Genomic DNA, 17,968 nt, shown 5'->3' with positions numbered 1-17,968 from the left:
GCCATGGCCGGCCAGCTGTCATCGTTGTACCGCAAGGCGCGCGACCAGTGGCTGTTCCAGCTGGGCCCCAGCGAGCCGGGCGAGGTGACGCTGACCATGCGCCGCGTCTTCATTGTGCCGACCCGGCCCGGCCTGGCCTTCGCCGGCCTGCTGCTGCTGATGCTGATCGGCGCGCTGAACTACAACCTCGGCCTGGGCTTCGCGCTGACCTTCTTCGCCGGCGCCTGCGCCATCGCCGACATGTACCAGACCGCGCACAACCTGGCCCGCCTGCGGCTCGCGCCCGGCCGCGCGCAGCCGGTGTTCGCCGGCGAGGCCGCGCAGTTCGAACTGCGGCTGCACAACCCAGGCAAGTTCGACCGCTACGCCATCTGGCTGGGCTTCCAGGCCGACGGCGAGCCGCGCCAGGTCACCGACGTGCCGGCCGGCGGCGCCAGCGCCGTGCTGCTGTCGGCCGCCACCAGCGGGCGCGGCTGGCTGGAGGCGCCGCGCGTGCGCCTGGTCACGCGCTTCCCGCTCGGCCTGTTCCGCGCGTGGAGCTACTGGCGGCCGGCGCTCAGGGTGCTGGTCTACCCCGCGCCAGAAACGCCGGCGCAGCCGCTGCCGTCGAGCGGCGCCGCCAGCGAGGACGGCCACGGCACCGTCGGACTGGACAACTTCGCCGGCATCCGCAGCTACCAGCCGGGCGACCCGATGCGCCACCTGGCGTGGCGCCAGATCGCCCGCCACGACCCGGCGCTGGGCGGCCAGCTGGTCACCAAGCATTTCGACGGCGGCGCCGTGGCCGAGCTGTGCCTCGACTTCGCCGCACTGCCGCCGCAGCTGGAGCTGGAACGCAAGCTCTCGCGCATGGCGCGCTGGGTGCTGGAGGCCGAGCAGCGCGCCCTGCCCTACACCTTCCGCCTGGCGCAGCACGAATACGGCCCGGCGCTGGGCGACGCCCACCAAGCGGCCTGCCTGCGCGCACTGGCGCTGTTCGGCCACGAGGGCCAGTCATGAGCGCCGCCCTGCCGCCATCGCCGGCGCCGCCCGGTGACCGCGCCAGCGCCGGCGGCAGCGACAGCCCCGGCGCCCACGCCAGCCCGCGCGCCCGCCTGTCGCTGCGCCTGACCCGCGACAAGTCCGACACCTTGCTGCTGCTGGCCGCCGCGCTGATGGTGCTGGCGCCGCACTTCGAGCACCTGCCGTTGTGGACCAGCGCCATGGTGTGCTGCACGCTGCTGTGGCGCGCCGCCATCACCTGGCGCGGCAAGCGCATGCCGCCGCTGTGGGTGCTGCTGCCGGTGTCGCTGGCCGCCATGGCCGGCGTCTACCGCAGCTTCCACACGCTGCTGGGCCGCGACGCTGGCGTCGCCATGCTGGCGCTGCTGCTGGCCCTCAAGCTGCTGGAGATGCGCGCCAAGCGCGACCTGTTCGTGGTGATCTTCCTCAGCTTCTTCGTCCTGCTGACGAATTTCCTCTACTCGCAAACCATGCCCACCGCGCTGTGGATGGGCGCCACGCTGATCGTGCTGCTGACCGCCCAGCAATCGTTCCAGTACACCGGCGCCGTGCCGCCGCTGACGCACCGCCTGCGCCGCGCTGCCGGCACCGCGCTGCTGGCAGCGCCGCTGGCGTTGCTGATGTTCGTCGGCTTCCCGCGCATCCAGGGCCCGCTGTGGGGCCTGCCCGGCGACGCCCACAGCGGCCACACCGGCATCTCCGACAGCATGGCGCCGGGCACGCTGTCGTCGCTGGCGCAGTCCGACGCCGTGGCCTTCCGCGCGCGCTTCCCCGGCACCACGCCGGCGCAGAGCCAGCTGTACTGGCGCAGCGTCGTGCTGGGCGACTACGACGGCCGCACCTGGACCCGCGTGCCGCGCCGGCGCGGCCTGCAGCGGCAGGAGGTGGGCATCGCCACGCGCGGCCAGCCGCTGCGCCACGAGATCACGCTGGAAGCCACCAACACCCGCTGGCTGGCCGCGCTGGAACTGAGCGGCCCGACCTTGTCGCTGCCCGGCTACCGCGTGCGCGACTCCGACGAACTGGAATTCTTCACCAGCGAGCCGGTCACCCAGCGCGTGCGCTATGAGGCCGAGGCCTGGACCGATTTCAGCGTGCAGGCGGCCGAGCAGCCGCAACGCATGGCGCGCTGGACCGAACTGCCGGCCGGCTACAACCCGCGCGCGCTGGCGCTGGCGCAGCGCTGGCGCCAGGCGGTCGCCCCCGGCGCCGCCGGCCCGCTGTCCGCGCGCCAGGCCGCCGGCGCCGCGCTGCGGGCGCTGCAGCACTTCCACGACGGCGGCTACGCCTACACGCTGCAACCGCCGCTGCTGGGCCGCGACGCGGTCGACGACTTCCTGTTCGGCAGCAAGGCCGGCTTTTGCGAACACTACGCCGGCGCCTTCGTGGTGCTGATGCGCGCCATGGGCGTGCCGGCGCGCGTGGTCACCGGCTACCAGGGCGGCGAACTGAACCCGGTGGACGGCTACCTCACCGTGCGCCAGTCCGACGCCCACGCCTGGGCCGAGTACTGGGCCGCCGGCGCCGGCTGGCGCCGCGTCGACCCGACCGCCGCCGTCGCCCCCGAACGCATCGCCCGCAACCTGGCCCAGGCGCTGCCGCCGGCGCCCGTTTTCGGCCTCGGCGCCTTGCTAAATCTGCAAAACGACCCCAATTCGTGGTTGAGCCAGATCAGATTCCGTTACGCCGCGTTGAATAATGCTTGGAATCAATGGGTCCTGGATTACAATCCAGACAGGCAGCGAGGTTTCCTCGAAGAACTAAGCTCGGCCTTCGCCAACTGGCGCAGCGCACTCGGTGCGGCGCTAGCGTGCGGCCTGCTGTACGGGCTGTACTGGCGGCGGCAGCGGCGTCCGGTGGCGCCGCTGGACCGGCTGTACGACCGTTTCTGCCGGCAGCAGGCGCGCCGCGGTTACGCGCGCCGCCCGGACGAAGGCCCGCTCAGCTACGCCGCCCGCCTGCGCACCATGCAGGCCGGCCCGGACCAGCATGCCGCGATGGAAAAATTTTTAACCCTGTACGGCGCGCTGAAGTATGGCGCCGCCGGTTCCGAATCACGTGCGGCGTCGCTGACGACGCTCAAAACACTGCTAACCTTATGCCGATGAAGACTTTGATTTCCGCCCTGCTGCTGGGCGCCGCCACCCTGGGCCAGGCCGGCCAGGCCGCCGCCATCGACCCCTACGGCTACAAGCTGCCGCCCAGCATGCAGCCGAAGAAAAAAGCCGCGCCGGCCGCCAAGAAAAAAGGCCCGCCGCCGATCGACTACGTCGGCGAATTCGTCAACTTCGGCGAGTGGAAAGAGGTGCGCGCCTTCCTCGACGAGGTCGCCGCCCGCGACGGCTTCGACCGCGCCGAACTGAACACCCTGATGGGCCAGGTGCGCTACGTCGACTCGGCGGTGCAGCTGGTCAAGCCCGCGCCGCCGGGCAAGCCGAAGAACTGGCAGGCGTACAGCAAGCTCATCGTCGATCCGGTGCGCATCGACAACGGCGTCAAGTTCTGGAACGACAACCGCGAGGCGCTGGAGCGGGCCGAGGCGCTGTACGGCATCCCGGCCGAAATTCTGGTCGGCATCCTCGGCGTGGAGACCGTGTACGGCCGCAATACCGGCCGCTTCCGCGTGATCGACGCCCTGACCACGCTGGCCTTCTCCTATCCGGACGCGCCGCAGCGCACCGAGCGCATGGCCTTCTTCCGCGGCGAGCTGGAATCGACGCTGCTGTTCGCGCGTCAGAACGGCATCGATCCGCTGTCGCTGCGCGGCTCGTTTGCCGGCGCCATCGGCATGCCGCAGTTCATGCCCAGCAGCCTGATGAAGTACGCCGTCGATTTCGACGGCAGCGGCAAGGTCGACCTGCTCAACTCCGGCGTCGACGCCATCGGCAGCGTGGCGGCCTTCCTGGCCGCGCACGGCTGGCAGCGCGAACTGGGCGGCCCGCTGGTGTATTCCGCCGCCGTCTCGCCCAACCGCGCCTGGGAAGGCATGACCAACCAGGGCTTGAGCGCCAAGTACCGCCCGCAGGAATTGACGGCGGCCGGCGTCAGCACCACGGTGCCGGTGCCGGAACAGCAGACCTACGGCCTGGTGGATTTGCAGAACGGCGCCGAGCCCACCGAGTACTGGCTGGCCAATAATAATTTCTTTGCGATCACGCAATACAACCGCAGTTATTTCTATGCGATGTCGGTGGTGGAGCTGGGGCGCGCCGTGCGTCTGGCGCGCGGCGGGATGTAAGGAAGCGTAAAGTAGCTTGTCCCGCGGACTTGCAAACTGTATTGTTTAGTTGACACTTGGCAATAATTTGTACAAACTTGCGGTAACTGCGGGCCTAACGTAAACCGTTCTACAACAAAATTAATTTATAATTAACTTTGTGTGTTCATTAAAAGTGTGCACAGGCAGCTTAGCATATCGTTGGGTGTATAATTCTCACACAATGTTGCAACCGGACAACAATAACCTATGGCAAGCGTGTTTTTTTATTGCTTATGAGTATTAGAAGGCGTGTTGTTGTACAATTGTGTATATATTATGAAACTTGTTATCCCGGAATCCGTCCGTGTGTGAATTCGTTCCTTGGTAAGGATGAACATTAACGCAGCAAAGCGAGCTCCGAGTGTTGTACTTTGCAGGACAACTTTACAGAAGGAAAAGACGAAATCATGACAAACCAAGTCGGCATAGATATGAACAACGATGCGGATGGCGATGATCTGTTGCAATACAATCCCAACCGCCTGCTCGATACCCTGATCGAGAACCTGCGTCTGAAAAATGACGCGGCCCTGTCGCGCGCGTTGGAAGTGGCGCCGCCGGTCATCAGCAAAATCCGCCACCACCGCCTGCCGGTTGGCGCCTCGCTGCTGATCCGCATGCACGAAGTGAGCGACCTGAGCATCCGCGACCTGCGCTACTTGATGGGCGATCGCCGCAACAAGTTCCGCATCAGCGACAAGCAGTTCAAGCCTAAAGAAGGCGAACCAGGCGGCCAGGGCTGATCCCAGCCCTCCGTCCTGCCGCGACTCCCTCCCCCTTATCCAGGGGAGAGGGACGCAATCCCCACGCTTGGCTTACGCCGGGAACACGCCGGTCGATAAGTAGCGGTCGCCGCGGTCGCAAACGATGAACACGATGGTCGCGTTCTCCACCGTTTGCGAGATGCGCAGCGCGATTTCACAGGCGCCCGCCGCCGAAATTCCACAGAATATGCCTTCCTCGGCCGCCATGCGGCGCGCCATGCGTTCGGCCGCCGCCTGCGACACCGGTTCGATCTGGTCCACCCGCGCGCGCTCGTAGATCTTCGGCAGGTAGGCCTCCGGCCACTTGCGGATGCCCGGGATCGACGACCCCTCCTCCGGCTCGGCGCCGATGATCTGCACCGCCGGATTCTGCTCCTTCAGATAGCGCGACACGCCCATGATGGTGCCGGTGGTGCCCATGGCGCTGACGAAGTGCGTCACGCGCCCCCCGGTGTCGCGCCAGATCTCCGGCCCCGTGCCCTCGTAGTGCGCGCGCGAATTGTCGAAGTTGGCGAACTGGTCGAGGATGATGCCCTTGCCGTCCTTCTGCAGCTGCTCGGCCATGTCGCGCGCGTACTCCATGCCGCCGGTCTTGGGCGTGAGCATGATCTGGGCGCCGTAGGCGGCCATGCTCTGGCGCCGCTCCACGCTCAGGTTCTCCGGCATCAGCAGCAGCATCTTGTAGCCGCGCAGCGCGGCCGCCATCGCCAGCGCGATGCCGGTGTTGCCGCTGGTGGCCTCGATCAGCGTGTCGCCCGGCTTGATGTCGCCGCGCTCTTCGGCCCGCTTGAGCATGGACATGGCGGCGCGGTCCTTGACGGAGCCGGCCGGATTGTTCCCCTCCAGCTTGCCGAGTATGACGTTGTTGCGGGCCAGCGCGTCAGCGCCGGGAAGCCGGGTCAGCTGCACCAGCGGCGTGTTGCCTATCGTATCTTCCAGAGTCTTGTAAGCCATCGTGTTCTATCGTCAGAGATTTCGCTAAAACAGCCATTTTAAACCGGCTTGGCGTACGGCGTACGGCGGCATGCCCCGGCGAAGTGTTTGGACTGGGCCGCCGCCTTGCGCTAGACTTGCAACACTTTCACCGTCACTCTTTTTTTCCCGGAATCGTCATGGCCACCACTCCTATGGAACTGCTCCCCGAAGACACCCCGGACGAGCCCGCTCCGACCCAGAGTCTCGACCTGGAAAAACGCCGCCATCAGATCTTCCCCGTGCTCAGCGCGGCCGACATCAAGCATATGCACCGCTTCGGCCACGTGCGCCACTTCAGCGACGGCGAGATGATCTTCGAGGCCGGCAAGACCAGCTTCGGCCTGATGCTGGTGCTCAAGGGCGGCATCGAGGTGAGCCGCTACGACGGCCTGGGCAACACCGCCTACATCACCACCCACACGCCGGGCCAGTTCGGCGGCGAGGTGGCGCAGCTGTCGGGCCGGCCCTCGCTGGGCAACGGCAAGGCGGTCGGCGCGGTCGAGGTGCTGGTGCTGCCGTCCGAATCGCTGCGCGCGCTGCTGGTGGCGCACGCCGAGCTGGGCGAGCGCATCGTGCGCGCCCTGATCCTGCGCCGCGTCGGCCTGATCGAACAAAACTCCGGCGGCCCGGTCATCGTCGGCCCGCGCGGCCACGGCCGCATCCACACGCTGCAAAGCTTCCTGGCGGCCAACGGCCATCCGCACACCGTGCTCGACCCCGAGCTGGACCAGCAGGCCGCCGACCTGATGGCGCACTACCAGCCCAGGGCGGACGAGCTGCCGCTGGTGGTGTGCCCGGACGGCGTGGTCAAGAAGAACCCCACCGTGGTCGACATCGGCCGCTGCCTGGGCATGCTGCCCGAGCTCGACGGCGACAAGATCTGGGACGTGATCGTGGTCGGCGCCGGCCCGGCCGGCCTGGCGACCGCGGTGTACGCGGCGTCGGAGGGCTTGTCGGTGCTGGCGCTGGAAACGCGCGCCTACGGCGGCCAGGCCGCCGCCAGCGCCCGCATCGAGAACTACCTGGGCTTCCCCACCGGCGTCTCCGGCCGCGCGCTGGCCGGCCGCGCCTACGTGCAGGCGCAGAAGTTCGGCGTCGAGGTGGCGATCCCGGCCCCGGCCGGCCGCTTGATCTGCGACACTTATCCGCTGCAGGTGGAAATGTGCGGCAGCCTGCAACGGCTCAAGGCGCGCACCGTGGTGCTGTCGTGCGGCGCGCGCTACCGCCGGCCGTCGCTGGCCAACCTGCGCCAGTTCGAGGGCAAGGGCGTGTACTACTGGGCCTCGCCGATCGAGGCCAAGCTGTGCAAGACCGAGGAGATCGTGCTGGTCGGCGGCGGCAACTCGGCCGGCCAGGCCGCCGTGTTCCTGTCGGGCCACGCCTCCAAGGTCCACATGCTGATCCGCAAGGACAGCCTGGCCTCCACCATGTCCAGCTACCTGATCGAGCGCATCCAGGCCACCCCCAACATCGAGCTGCACACGCACTCGGAAATCGTCGCGCTGGAGGGCGACGACGACGGCTTGAAGCAGGTCCGCATCCGCAACTCGCTCAACGAGCAGGAATGCGACTACGACGTCTGCCGCGTGTTCCTGTTCATCGGCGCCGACCCCAACACCGGCTGGCTGAGCGACTGCGGCGTGGACGTCGACGCCAACGGTTTCATCCGCACCGGCTTCGACGTCACCAAGGCCCAGTGCCGCGCCAACTTCGCCGACGGCGTGTATCCGCGCGACCTGCCCTCGCGCGCCGCGCTGGAGACCAGTGTGCCGGGCGTGTTCGCCATCGGCGACGTGCGCGCCAGCTCCACCAAGCGGGTGGCTGCGGCGGTGGGCGAAGGCGCGGCCGTGGTGTCGCAGATCCACGCCTTCCTGGCCAACCTGCCGGCCGACAAGGTGTTCAGCTAAATCCGCCTCAGCGCGCGCCCGGCAGCGCCAGCCGGGTGCGCGGCGGAGCCAGCCCCGGCTCCGGCCGGCGCGCGGCCGCCGGCGCCTCGCCCTTCAAATGGAACACCTTGACCGACTGGGCCAGCGCCTGCGCGTGTTCCTGCAAGCTCTCCGCCGCCGCGGCAGCCTGCTCCACCAGCGCCGCGTTCTGCTGCGTGATGTCGTCCATCTGCGTCACCGCGCGGTTGACCTCGCCGATGCCGGTGCTTTGCTCCTGGCTGGCCTCGGTGATCTGCGCCATGATGCCGGCCACCTTCTGCACCGACGCCACCAGCAGCGTCATGGTGCTGCCGGCGTCGTTCACCAGCTTGCTGCCGGCATCGACCGTCTCCACCGACGCGCCGATCAGCTCCTTGATCTCCCTGGCCGCCGCCGCGCTGCGCTGGGCCAGGTTGCGCACCTCCGACGCCACCACCGCGAAGCCGCGCCCCTGCTCGCCCGCGCGCGCCGCCTCGACCGCCGCGTTCAGCGCCAGGATGTTGGTCTGGAAGGCGATGCCGTCGATCACGCCGATGATGTCGACGATGCGGCTGGAGCTGGCCTTGATCGAACCCATGGTGTCGACCACCTGCGCCACCATCGCCCCGCCCTGCACCGCCACGGTGGAGGCGTCGGCCGCGAACTGATTGGCTGCGCGCGCGCTGTCGGCGTTCTGCTTGACGGTGTCGGTCAGCTGCTCCATCGAGCTGGCGGTCTCCTCCAGCGAACTGGCCTGGGCCTCGGTGCGCGACGACAGGTCGGCGTTGCCGCGCGCGATCTCGTCGGTGGCCACCAGCATCTCGTCGGTGCTGGAACGGATGCGGCCTATCATGCCGGTCAGGTTGGTGTTGATGGTGTTCATCGCGTCCATCAGGTGGCCCACCTCGTCGTCGCGCTCGACCCGGATGTCGTGGCTCAGGTCGCCATCGGCGATATTGCGCGCGGTGTCGATCGCGTGGTCGAAGCTGAGCTTGATGTGGCGGTAGATCATGAACAGGCAGATCAGCGACACGCCCACCAGCAGGATCAGCAGCGCGATCGCGGTCCAGAACGCCATATTGGTGCTGTGGGCCGAGCCCGCCACGGCCGCGCCTGTGCGCTCGTCGAGCAGCACCAGGAACTCGTTCACCGGCTGCATGATCTTGGCCTTGTTCTTGTGGTACTGCTCGTCGTGCATGATCTTGCGCGCCATCTCGGGATCGGGCGGCCCGGACTTGGTGAACTTGCCGCTGCCGTCGTCGAACAAGCCCTTGACCGCGTTCATGGCGATGACCTCGGTCTTGACCAGGCCGTCCGAATTGGCCTGCGCCTCCTTGAGCTTGCCGAATTCCTCGTCGGTGAAGCCGGCCTGGTGCATCAGGTCGGCCAGCGCGATGGTGGCGCCGTCGGGTGTGGGCTTGTCCACGCCGGCCGCCACGAAGTCCCAATAGATGCGCTCGTAGTGCTGCGGCCGCGGCTTCTTGCCGTTGCGGATGTCGAGGATGTCCAGGTATTCTTTTTCGTACTTGGGATCGCCGGTGACGACGTAGGTGCGGGCCAGCCGGGTCAGGTCGTCCGAGCTTTGCCGCAATTCGTCGGCCAGCAGATAGGAATGGTAGCGCGCCTCGTTGGCGTGGTTCAGCTCGGCCTCCTTGGTCGAGATGCGCACCAGCGCCCACAAGGTCAGGCTGGACAATGCCAGACTGACCAGGAAGAACAAAATGAAAATATTCTTGATGGAGAATTTGCTTTTCATATGAGGCCTCCGACTGTCTGCGACAATTGTAGACCCAATACGCACCAATCTGGCGCGGCGCGTGCAACGGCTTGCATAACTGTTGCTAATTGTCCCTGACGCCTATCCCGGCCTGGCTCGGCTGTCCCACGTCATGCTGCGGATCTTTCTTTGATGCGTTGCAGTTGTGCAGACTGATACGCGCCGAAGGCGTCGTTGAACAGGCAGCGGATCAGGGGATCATCGACGATATCGGCGTCCGGCGGCGCGCCGTTGATGCGCATGTACATCGACGTCAGCGACTCGCCCAGCGCCAGGCCGGCATACAGTTTGGCGATGGGGATTTCGGTCATCCACGTGGGCGCCTCCTCGTCGCCGGTGAGCGCGATGCGGTCGCCGTGGACGCGGTAACGGAACTGCCGCACCGCGCCCTCATGGTCGTAGACCGAGAGCTGCCAGATGCATGGCGTGGCGAAGTAGCTGTCCGATGGCAGTTCCATGTCCGCGTATTTTTCCGGCAGGCCGCTGCGGCAGAAGTCCAGCGCCAGCGCAGTCTGTTCGGCATCGAGCGGCGCGAAGTGGCGGGCGACGTCGGACGTCGGCGGCGGCACGATCTCGGCGTCGTATTCATAATCGACATCCTGCTCGCCGACCGGCAGCACCCACGGCAGCGGCGCGGATGGCGCCAGCCCTTGCGGCGTCAGCGCCACCGACACCGATGGATTCAGGCGGACGATGGCCGCAGCGGGGAGCCACGCGCCCACCTCCCGCGCGAACTGGCGGTATGTGATCGGGAACAGCGCATGGTTGTACCACGACCAGGGCTCCTGCACGAACTGACAGGAGCTCGGCACCACATAGCGCGGCGCCAGCGCCTGCAACTGCTCCGGCCATTCCTCCGGCAGCGCAGGCACGCCGCCCTGCGCGCGCGACGGCGCGATGACATCGATCTCGCGCATGGTCTGGAAAGGCCACAGCACCATGTCCCACGGCGCGTAAGGCTTGAGCTGCTCCAGCGTTTCCGGGTCCATCCACGAATCGACCACATTGAGCACATTCAGGCCGGCAGCGCGGATGTGGAACATCGAATCGACATCGGCATCGAGCGCGCGGCGCGGAATGACCTCGATCGCGCCGACCCGCACCGGGGCATCCACCACCAGCGGCAACACGTTGACGAAACCCAGCTCGCGTATCATCGCGAACAGTTCATCGAACAGGCAGTAGAGGTAGATCGGCGTATCGCGGTCGAGCAGATCGAGGCTCTCCAGCGAGCAGTGATCGTCGTGAAAATGCGAGATGAACACCGCATCCGGTTTCATCCCGCGTATCAGCGCATGATCGAAGCGCACGTCGGGAAAGGCGTGGCAATTCCTGCTGAACGGATTTTCAAAAATGGGATCGAACGCGATCAGCGTGCCGTCGCATTCGAAGACATAGCCTGCGTGCAGGATACGGGAGATCTTGAGTGTCATAAGATGGGTGAGCGACAACGGGGCCGCGATGATATCGCATTCAAACCGAAACGGCGGAGAGATTCCGTACCATCCGCTTCGCCACTTGCCGGCTTCCCTGCGGCATGACTTTATTGAGAGCGAAAAGATGTAGTTCGGCTTTCAATTCATCCTGCATCAACGGATCGTTATCGAGCCAGGTCAACGCCCTCGCCGGCCAATAACCGCTGACGGAAGCGCTCAACGCATGCCGCAATAGCGACCTGGCTGGAAATCCCCGTATGCTCGCCGCATATTCCGGAAACCGGCTCTCGGCATCCTTCAGAAATCCAGAGAAATCCTGAAAGTCCAACTCAAGAACCGGCAAAAGATGCATACACATTTTCTCGGAATCAATGACATGCGCCACACCTTGTGACTGCATGCACCATCCTTCGTGTGTATGAACCCCGAGCTTGCGGCCACTAATTTCCATCAGCCAGCAATATGGCCATGCTTCATCCGCAAGCAAAAGCGACGGCGCTCTCATTTCGCCTCCCAGGATTGATGCGATACCGCCAGCCCCGTCATTTCCATTAGCCACCGAGGAAAAAAATGACGATAAAAATTGGTCCAATTTTGGCCGTAATGCCCGCTTTGCTCATTGGTCAAAAACTCCCCGTGAAGCCCGCGCTGAAGCATACCGCCCAGGACATAACTATGTACCGAGTTAATCGAATGTGCAAGTTGTTGGTGCGGCGATCCGTTAAAGCGGCACACGACAGGCCGACCCGTGACAAATTGCCGCGCCGACGGGACGTAGACAAACTCAACGCCGTTCCCCGGCGGATAATATCCGCACAGCGCACGAACCGACGTCTGGTCGGTAATTCCAATGATCCCGGCTACCGGGCCCGAGCCTCCCGTTACCGGCCAGCCGGATGTTTTCTCCGCCATGTAGTGGACTCAAAAAGCTCACTGTACGGCGGAGTTCTCAATCGGAGTCTGAGCAAAACGAGTTCAACGCCAATTAACGCAGCGGCGTCGGATAGCTGGCCGGGCTGGCGTTGCCGTCGTTGTCGATCGCTTGCACGCCGAAGTAGTAGTTGTCCTTCGACAGCGGCACCGTGAACTCGGTGGCCTTGCCGACGAACTGGCTGCCCTGCCAGTCGGCGGCCGTGGTGTCGCGCCAGACGATGCGGTAGCCCGCCAGGTCGGGCTCGGCGTTGGCTTGCCAGACCAGCTCGGTATCGTTCTGCAATTTGGCGGTGCGCACCTGCACCTTGGCCGGCGCGGCCGGCGCCAGCGACAGCGACGACAAGGCCGCCGCGTTGACCCGCGCCACCTGGGCGATGTAGTTGAAGTCGTCGTAGCGCGGCAGGTCGCCGATCAGCACGCCGTTCTCGGTGCGGATGTTCTGGTGCTGGTGGTTGAAGTCCTCGGCCGGCTCGGTGAAGCGCAGCGCCGCGTAGCCGCGCTCCAGGAACGGCATGTGGTCGCCACCGCGCAGGTAGCGGTCGCGGCGCTGGATGATGTTGACCTTGAACTTGGGCACGTAACGCTCGCCGGCCTCCTTCACCGCCCGCGCCAGCTGGCGCGACAGCGAATCGTTCTCGCCGCCGGTCTGGATCAGCGTGCGCACGGCGTCGCTGTTTTCCTTCTGCACCGGCAGGCCTTCGGCAAACAAGCGCACCTGCGTGTCGTCCACCTTGCCGTGCTCGTCGCGCGAGCTGCCGATGATGTCGTTGGTGAACATGCCGGCGATGTTCAGGTTCTTCTGCTTCGCCTGCTCGGCCCAGTGCGCCGCGCCGAGCAAGCCCTGCTCTTCCGCCGCCACCGTCATGAAGACCAGGGTGGCGTCGAACTTGTACTTGGCCATCACGCACGCCATCTCCATCACGGCGGCGGTGCCGGAGGCGTCGTCATTGGCGCCGGGCGCATCGCCCTTGGCGTCCATGATGTCGGTGTTGCGCGAGTCGTAGTGGCCGCTGACCACGTACATGCGGTCCACGGATGCGGCCTGCGTGCCCGGCAGCGTCGCCACCACGTTGACGATCTCGGTCGGCCGGCTGATGCGCGCGGACACCGGCGCGACATGGCTGTCGAACGCCACCTGCAGGCGCCCGCCCTGGGCCGCGCCGCAGCGCTCCAGCTCGCTCTTGATCCAGCGCCGCGCCGCGCCTATGCCTTCGGTGTCGGAGACCGTGTCCGACATCGTGTGGCGCGTGCGGAAGCCGGCCAGCTTGTTGATATAGCCTTCGATGCGGGCCGGCGAAATCTCGCGGACGATCTGGTCGATCTGGGCCTGATGGCGGCCAGTGTCGGGCGCAGCCGCGAAGGCCGGCGCGACTGCCAGCAGCGACAAGGTGAGGAACTTGCAAGGCATCGTCGGTCTCCGGTGAAAAGTTCGCAATATCTTCTCACGGATCGACAGCCATTTTTGACTGGGAAACAAAACACAAACAAAAAACCCGCAGCGGCTGGCTGCGGGTTGCAGGGCTGCGGCGGATTACTTGGCAGGCGGCGCGGCCGGCGTGGAGGCTGCTGCGGCTTTGTCGGCCTTGGAGGCCTTCGCCGCGGCCTTGTCGGCCTTGGCGGCGGCTTTATCGGCCTTGGCGGTTGGCGCCGTGGCGGCAGGCGCGCCATCCAGCGGCTTGCCGTTCACCACCAGGCCCGCTTGCGACAGCTTGACGGCGCTTTTCTCGCCGACGCCCTTCACGCGCTTCTCGAAGTCCGCCCAATCCTTGAAATCGCCCTTCTTGCGCTCTTCCAGGATGGCCTTCGATTTGACCGGGCCGATGCCCTTGACCGAGTCCAGCGCGGCGGCGTCAGCCTTGTTGACGTCGACCTGCGCGAAAGCGAAGCCCATCGTTGCAATCAGGGTTGCAACAGCCAGCAAAAGTTTCTTGAACATGTCTCAATCTCCATGGTGGGTGAAAGGCGGCAAGCGCGCCTTGAACACCCTTAACGGCCAGCCTCGACGACGGTTGACAGATAATCCATGAAGCTTTTGTGACATGCCTCAAAGCCCGGCCGTCAGGCGTTGAACAACTCCTCGCGCGTCACGGTCGCCGTACCCAGCTTGCCGACCACGATGCCGCCGGCGCGGTTGGCCGTCTGCACCGCCTCGTTCCAGCCCACGCCCGCGCCCAGCATGGCGGCCATGGTGGCGATCACCGTGTCGCCGGCGCCGGAGACGTCGAACACCTCGCGCGCCTGCGCCGGCATGTGGAATTGCTCGCCGTCGGTGTACAAGGTCATGCCCTCTTCCGAGCGGGTCAGCAGCAGCGCGTCCAGCTTCAGCTCGGCGCGCAGCGCCTGCGCCTTGGCGGTCAGCTGCTCTTCGCTGTTCCAGCTGCCGACGATGCGCTTCATTTCCGACTTATTCGGCGTCAGCACGGTGGCGCCGGCGTAGCGGCTGAAGTCGTCGCCCTTGGGATCGACCATCACCACCTTGCCGGCCGCGCGCGCCGAGGCGATCATGTCGGCCACGTTCACCAGCGAACCCTTGGCGTAGTCCGACAGCACGATCACGTCGTAGTCGGCCAGCAGCGCCTTGAACTGCAGCAGCTTGTCGCGCAGCACGGTGTCGGTCGGCGGCTCCTCGAAATCGATGCGCACCATCTGCTGCTGGCGGCCGATCACGCGCAGCTTGATGATGGTGGAGATGGCGTCGTCGCGCTTGAGGTAGCTGTGGATGCCGCCGCTTTGCAGCATCTGCTCCACCTCGTTGCCGGCCTCGTCCGCGCCCACCACGCCCAGCAGCCCGGCGCGCGCGCCCAGCGCGGCCGCGTTGCGCGCCACGTTGGCCGCGCCGCCCAGGCGCGCCTCGCGCTTCTCGATGCGCACGATGGGCACCGGCGCTTCCGGCGAAATGCGGCTGACGTCGCCGAACCAGTAACGGTCCAGCATCACATCGCCAACCACCAGGATGCGCACCTGCTCCAATGCCGGTGCTTTGTATATCGTAAGGTCAGTGCTCACAAATACCTCGTTAAACTCGGGTCAGGATGGAACGGCCGATGCCGTGGTATTCGAAGCCCGCCTCGGCCATCACTTCCGGCTCGAACAGGTTGCGGCCGTCGAAGATGATGGCCTGCTTCAGCGACGACTTGATGCGGTCGAAGTCCGGGCTGCGGAAGGCCTTCCATTCGGTGACGATCACCAGCGCCTCGGCGGCGGCCAGCGTGTCCATCGGGCTGGCGGCGAAGCGGATGCGCGCCAGTTCCTCGGCGTTCAGGTCCAGCGCCAGCACGCGCTTGGCTTCGGCCATCGCGACCGGGTCGTACACCGCCACGGTGGCGCCGCCGTCCAGCAGCTGCTTGATCAGCACGCGGGCCGGCGCTTCGCGCATGTCGTCGGTGTTCGGCTTGAAGGCCAGGCCCCAGACCGCGAAGTGCTTGCCGCGCAGATCCTCGCCGAAGCGCTTGACCACCTTCTGGCCCAGCACCAGCTTCTGCTTGTCGTTGACCGCCTCCACCGCGCGCAGGATCAGCAGGTCCTGGTCGTACTGGCGCGCCGTGCGTTCCAGCGCCTGCACGTCTTTCGGGAAGCAGGAACCGCCGTAGCCGGCGCCGGCGTACAGGAAGCTGTGGCCGATGCGCGGATCGGAACCGATGCCGTGGCGTACCGCCTCGATATCGGCGCCCACCTGGTCGGCCAGGTTGGCCAGCTCGTTCATGAACGAGATGCGGGTGGCCAGCATGGCGTTGGCCGCGTACTTGGTGAACTCGGCCGAGCGCACGTCCATCCAGAAGGTGCGTTCGTGGTTGCGGTTGAACGGCGTGTACAGCTTCTTCATCAGGCCGTGGGCCTTTTCGCCTTCCGGCGTACCGTCGCAGCCGATGACGATGCGGTCGGGACGCATGAAGTCTTCCACCGCCGCGCCCTCTTTGAGGAACTCGGGATTGGACACCACCGAGAACTTGGAGGCGTCGCCGCGCGCGGCCAGCTCGGCCTGCACGGCGGCCTTGACGCGGTCGGCGGTGCCGACCGGCACCGTGGATTTGTCGACCACGACCTTGAACTCGGTCATGTACTTGCCGATGTTCCTGGCGGCTGCCAGCACGTATTGCAGGTCGGCCGAGCCGTCCTCGTCCGGCGGCGTGCCGACCGCGATGAACTGCAGGCAGCCGTGCGCCACCGAGGCGGCCACGTCGGTGGAGAACTGCAGGCGGCCGGCGGCGCGGTTGCGCGCGACGATTTCCTCCAGGCCCGGCTCGTGGATCGGGATGCCGCCGTTGTTGAGCAGGTCGATTTTCTTCTGGTCGACGTCGAGGCAGAAGACGTCGTTGCCCAGCTCGGCGAGGCAAGCGCCGGTGACGAGGCCTACATAGCCGGTGCCGATGATGGTGATTTTCATGTTGGTGCTCTTCTTAGTTCATGACGTTGAGTTCTTCGGTGCGGCGCGGCGGATAGGTCTCCCAGCGGCTGCATCCCGGGCACTGCCAGTAGAACTGGCGCGCCTTGAAACCACAGTGGCTGCACTGATAGCGCGCCAGCTTTTGCGTATAACCGTGGACCAGGTTCTTGACCATGGACAGTTCCGGCACCAGGCTGGCCGGCGCATCCATCAGGCGCGCCTCCAGCAACTTGTCCAGACCCAGCAGGGTCGGCGTGCGGCGCAGCTCGTTGCTCACCAGCTGCTTGGCGGCGTCCACGCCGTCCAGCTCCAGCACCGCCTTGTAGACCACCTCGATCAGGTCGATCGACGAGGCCTGTTCCAGATACGACTTGAGCAGGTTCACGCCCTCCTGCGGACGGCCCACCTTGCGGTAGGCGTCCATCATGCGCTGCGCCACCAGCGCCGTATGCGGCACGCTGATCTGCTCGACGCGGCGCCAGGTCAGCAGCGCGCCCTCGATGTCGCCCTGGGCCAGCTGGGCGTCGCCGCTGAGCATGGTGGCGCGCACGTTGACGCGGTCGGCGTGCAGCGACTTGTCCAGCAGCGGCAGCGCCTCTTCCGGATGCATGTGCACCAGCGCGTCCTGCGCCAGCTCGCAGTAGAACTGCGCGATTTCCTTCTGGCGCGAACCGGCGCCCGATTCCTGCAGGCCGATCGCCGCCTCGATGGCGCGCGGCCACTCCTTCTCGCGCTGGAAGATCTCCAGCAGCGCGCGGCGCGCCTGCACGGCGTACTGGCCGCTGACCATGGCGTTGAAGGTTTCCTCGGCGCGGTCCAGCAGGCCGGCCTTCAGGTAGTCCATGCCCAGCTCGTACTGCGCGTGCTCCTTCTGCTCCTGCGGCAGGTCCGGGCGCGACAGCAGGTTCTGGTGCACGCGGATGGCGCGCTCGGTCTCGCCGCGGCGGCGGAACAGGTTCCCCAGCGCGAAGTGCATGTCGGCCGTCTCCGGGTCCATGCGGACGATCTCGATGAAGGCGTCGATAGCCTTGTCCGGCTGCTCGTTGAGCAGGAAGTTCAAGCCCTTGAAATAACCGCGCGGCAGCGTGCGCGATTCCGATACCAGCTGACGTATGTCGACGCGCGCGGCGACCCAGCCCAGTCCGAAGAAGACCGGGATACCCAATAACCACCAGAGTTCGAATTCCATGCTTTGTGTTTTTTTATTGTGTGTTGACGCTGTCGGGCTGCGGCTGGGCGTTGGCCTGCAGCGCGCTCGACTGCAGCGTGGTGATCGTGGTTTTATGCTTGTTCGTTTCGCGGCGGTGGCGGAACACGGTGGGCGTCAACGCCAGCACGCCCAGGAAGGCGCCGGCCACGAAGAAGCCCAGCAGCATCAGGACCAGAGGTCCGTGCAAGTCATAGTGCAGGAAGAAATGCAGATCGACTTCCTGCGTGTTCTTCAGGGCAAAGCCAAAAAACAGGACGAAAAGAACGAATCCAATAATCGTGGATATGAATTTCATTAGCCAGGTTTCCTGTTCAGTATTTCTAA

The 17,968-nt window shown here is 65.8% G+C and carries 16 protein-coding genes; 5 read left to right on the top strand and 11 right to left on the bottom strand.

The window, feature by feature from the left end; all coding sequences use genetic code 11:
• Positions 1-3 precede the first annotated feature (3 nt).
• From AC07WS_RS22155 to AC07WS_RS22140, 4 genes are all read left to right on the top strand, one after another.
• The gene (locus tag AC07WS_RS22155; RefSeq protein WP_494731165.1) at positions 4-999 is read left to right on the top strand and encodes a DUF58 domain-containing protein; all 996 of its coding nucleotides are present in this window, start codon (positions 4-6) and stop codon (positions 997-999) included.
• Complete coding sequence (locus AC07WS_RS22150) at positions 996-3,110, top strand: transglutaminase TgpA family protein (RefSeq protein ID WP_494731164.1); 2,115 nt, start codon at positions 996-998, stop codon at positions 3,108-3,110. Before AC07WS_RS22155 ends, AC07WS_RS22150 begins: the two co-directional genes overlap by 4 nt.
• Positions 3,101-4,240, top strand: a complete 1,140-nt coding sequence (gene mltB, locus AC07WS_RS22145) for a lytic murein transglycosylase B (protein ID WP_494731163.1) — start codon at positions 3,101-3,103, stop codon at positions 4,238-4,240. Before AC07WS_RS22150 ends, mltB begins: the two co-directional genes overlap by 10 nt.
• A gap of 428 nt (positions 4,241-4,668) precedes the next feature.
• Positions 4,669-5,004, top strand: a complete 336-nt coding sequence (locus tag AC07WS_RS22140) for a hypothetical protein (RefSeq protein WP_008446241.1) — start codon at positions 4,669-4,671, stop codon at positions 5,002-5,004.
• A 72-nt stretch (positions 5,005-5,076) separates the two neighbouring features.
• On the opposite strand, the gene cysM is transcribed toward AC07WS_RS22140, so the two are convergent.
• The gene (gene cysM / locus AC07WS_RS22135) at positions 5,077-5,979 is read right to left on the bottom strand and encodes a cysteine synthase CysM (protein ID WP_494731162.1); all 903 of its coding nucleotides are present in this window, start codon (positions 5,977-5,979) and stop codon (positions 5,077-5,079) included.
• Positions 5,980-6,137: 158 nt separating this feature from the next.
• Here cysM and AC07WS_RS22130 point away from each other — a divergent pair, with 158 nt between their 5' ends.
• Positions 6,138-7,907 (top strand): FAD-dependent oxidoreductase, encoded by a 1,770-nt coding sequence (locus AC07WS_RS22130; protein ID WP_494731161.1) that lies wholly within the window; start codon positions 6,138-6,140, stop codon positions 7,905-7,907.
• Between the two features lie 7 nt (positions 7,908-7,914).
• On the opposite strand, the gene AC07WS_RS22125 is transcribed toward AC07WS_RS22130, so the two are convergent.
• The 10 genes from AC07WS_RS22125 to AC07WS_RS22080 all read right to left on the bottom strand — a co-directional run bounded on the left by AC07WS_RS22125 (position 7,915) and on the right by AC07WS_RS22080 (position 17,939).
• Positions 7,915-9,660: a methyl-accepting chemotaxis protein gene (locus AC07WS_RS22125; protein ID WP_494731160.1), complete on the bottom strand. Its 1,746-nt coding sequence runs from the start codon at positions 9,658-9,660 to the stop codon at positions 7,915-7,917.
• 131 nt (positions 9,661-9,791) lie between these two features.
• Positions 9,792-11,114 (bottom strand): MBL fold metallo-hydrolase, encoded by a 1,323-nt coding sequence (locus tag AC07WS_RS22120; protein ID WP_494731159.1) that lies wholly within the window; start codon positions 11,112-11,114, stop codon positions 9,792-9,794.
• Between the two features lie 40 nt (positions 11,115-11,154).
• Positions 11,155-11,517, bottom strand: coding sequence for a hypothetical protein (locus AC07WS_RS22115; RefSeq protein ID WP_494731158.1), 363 nt, complete (start codon positions 11,515-11,517; stop codon positions 11,155-11,157).
• Between the two features lie 101 nt (positions 11,518-11,618).
• On the bottom strand, positions 11,619-12,029 hold the full coding sequence (locus AC07WS_RS22110) for a polymorphic toxin type 43 domain-containing protein (protein ID WP_494731157.1): 411 nt from the start codon (positions 12,027-12,029) through the stop codon (positions 11,619-11,621).
• A gap of 73 nt (positions 12,030-12,102) precedes the next feature.
• Positions 12,103-13,458 carry a M20/M25/M40 family metallo-hydrolase gene (locus AC07WS_RS22105; RefSeq protein ID WP_494731156.1) on the bottom strand — a complete coding sequence of 452 codons (1,356 nt, stop codon included), beginning with the start codon at positions 13,456-13,458 and terminating at the stop codon, positions 12,103-12,105.
• Positions 13,459-13,581: 123 nt separating this feature from the next.
• The gene (locus tag AC07WS_RS22100; protein WP_494731155.1) at positions 13,582-13,986 is read right to left on the bottom strand and encodes a ComEA family DNA-binding protein; all 405 of its coding nucleotides are present in this window, start codon (positions 13,984-13,986) and stop codon (positions 13,582-13,584) included.
• A gap of 122 nt (positions 13,987-14,108) precedes the next feature.
• Complete coding sequence (gene rfaE1, locus AC07WS_RS22095) at positions 14,109-15,056, bottom strand: D-glycero-beta-D-manno-heptose-7-phosphate kinase (RefSeq protein ID WP_494731154.1); 948 nt, start codon at positions 15,054-15,056, stop codon at positions 14,109-14,111.
• A gap of 10 nt (positions 15,057-15,066) precedes the next feature.
• Positions 15,067-16,434: a UDP-glucose dehydrogenase family protein gene (locus AC07WS_RS22090; RefSeq protein ID WP_494731153.1), complete on the bottom strand. Its 1,368-nt coding sequence runs from the start codon at positions 16,432-16,434 to the stop codon at positions 15,067-15,069.
• 13 nt (positions 16,435-16,447) lie between these two features.
• Complete coding sequence (gene lapB / locus AC07WS_RS22085; RefSeq protein ID WP_494731152.1) at positions 16,448-17,623, bottom strand: lipopolysaccharide assembly protein LapB; 1,176 nt, start codon at positions 17,621-17,623, stop codon at positions 16,448-16,450.
• A 13-nt stretch (positions 17,624-17,636) separates the two neighbouring features.
• Positions 17,637-17,939 (bottom strand): LapA family protein, encoded by a 303-nt coding sequence (locus tag AC07WS_RS22080; RefSeq protein WP_117014747.1) that lies wholly within the window; start codon positions 17,937-17,939, stop codon positions 17,637-17,639.
• Between the last annotated feature and the right edge of the window lie 29 nt (positions 17,940-17,968).

The organism is Duganella sp. GW821-FHT01E12, from assembly GCF_059422325.1.
The sequence above is the reverse complement of the archived record's forward strand: the minus strand, read 5'-3'. Positions and strand labels throughout refer to the sequence as shown.

Coding starts and splice junctions, on each gene's coding strand:
- AC07WS_RS22080 (WP_117014747.1), bottom strand. CDS start 17,939: ATGAAATTCATATCCACGATTATTGGATTCGTTCTTTTCGTCCTGTTT.
- AC07WS_RS22115 (WP_494731158.1), bottom strand. CDS start 11,517: ATGCAGTCACAAGGTGTGGCGCATGTCATTGATTCCGAGAAAATGTGT.
- AC07WS_RS22150 (WP_494731164.1), top strand. CDS start 996: ATGAGCGCCGCCCTGCCGCCATCGCCGGCGCCGCCCGGTGACCGCGCC.
- AC07WS_RS22130 (WP_494731161.1), top strand. CDS start 6,138: ATGGCCACCACTCCTATGGAACTGCTCCCCGAAGACACCCCGGACGAG.
- AC07WS_RS22100 (WP_494731155.1), bottom strand. CDS start 13,986: ATGTTCAAGAAACTTTTGCTGGCTGTTGCAACCCTGATTGCAACGATG.
- AC07WS_RS22090 (WP_494731153.1), bottom strand. CDS start 16,434: ATGAAAATCACCATCATCGGCACCGGCTATGTAGGCCTCGTCACCGGC.
- AC07WS_RS22155 (WP_494731165.1), top strand. CDS start 4: ATGGCCGGCCAGCTGTCATCGTTGTACCGCAAGGCGCGCGACCAGTGG.
- mltB (WP_494731163.1), top strand. CDS start 3,101: ATGCCGATGAAGACTTTGATTTCCGCCCTGCTGCTGGGCGCCGCCACC.
- lapB (WP_494731152.1), bottom strand. CDS start 17,623: ATGGAATTCGAACTCTGGTGGTTATTGGGTATCCCGGTCTTCTTCGGA.
- AC07WS_RS22125 (WP_494731160.1), bottom strand. CDS start 9,660: ATGAAAAGCAAATTCTCCATCAAGAATATTTTCATTTTGTTCTTCCTG.
- cysM (WP_494731162.1), bottom strand. CDS start 5,979: ATGGCTTACAAGACTCTGGAAGATACGATAGGCAACACGCCGCTGGTG.
- AC07WS_RS22140 (WP_008446241.1), top strand. CDS start 4,669: ATGACAAACCAAGTCGGCATAGATATGAACAACGATGCGGATGGCGAT.
- AC07WS_RS22110 (WP_494731157.1), bottom strand. CDS start 12,029: ATGGCGGAGAAAACATCCGGCTGGCCGGTAACGGGAGGCTCGGGCCCG.
- AC07WS_RS22120 (WP_494731159.1), bottom strand. CDS start 11,114: ATGACACTCAAGATCTCCCGTATCCTGCACGCAGGCTATGTCTTCGAA.
- AC07WS_RS22105 (WP_494731156.1), bottom strand. CDS start 13,458: ATGCCTTGCAAGTTCCTCACCTTGTCGCTGCTGGCAGTCGCGCCGGCC.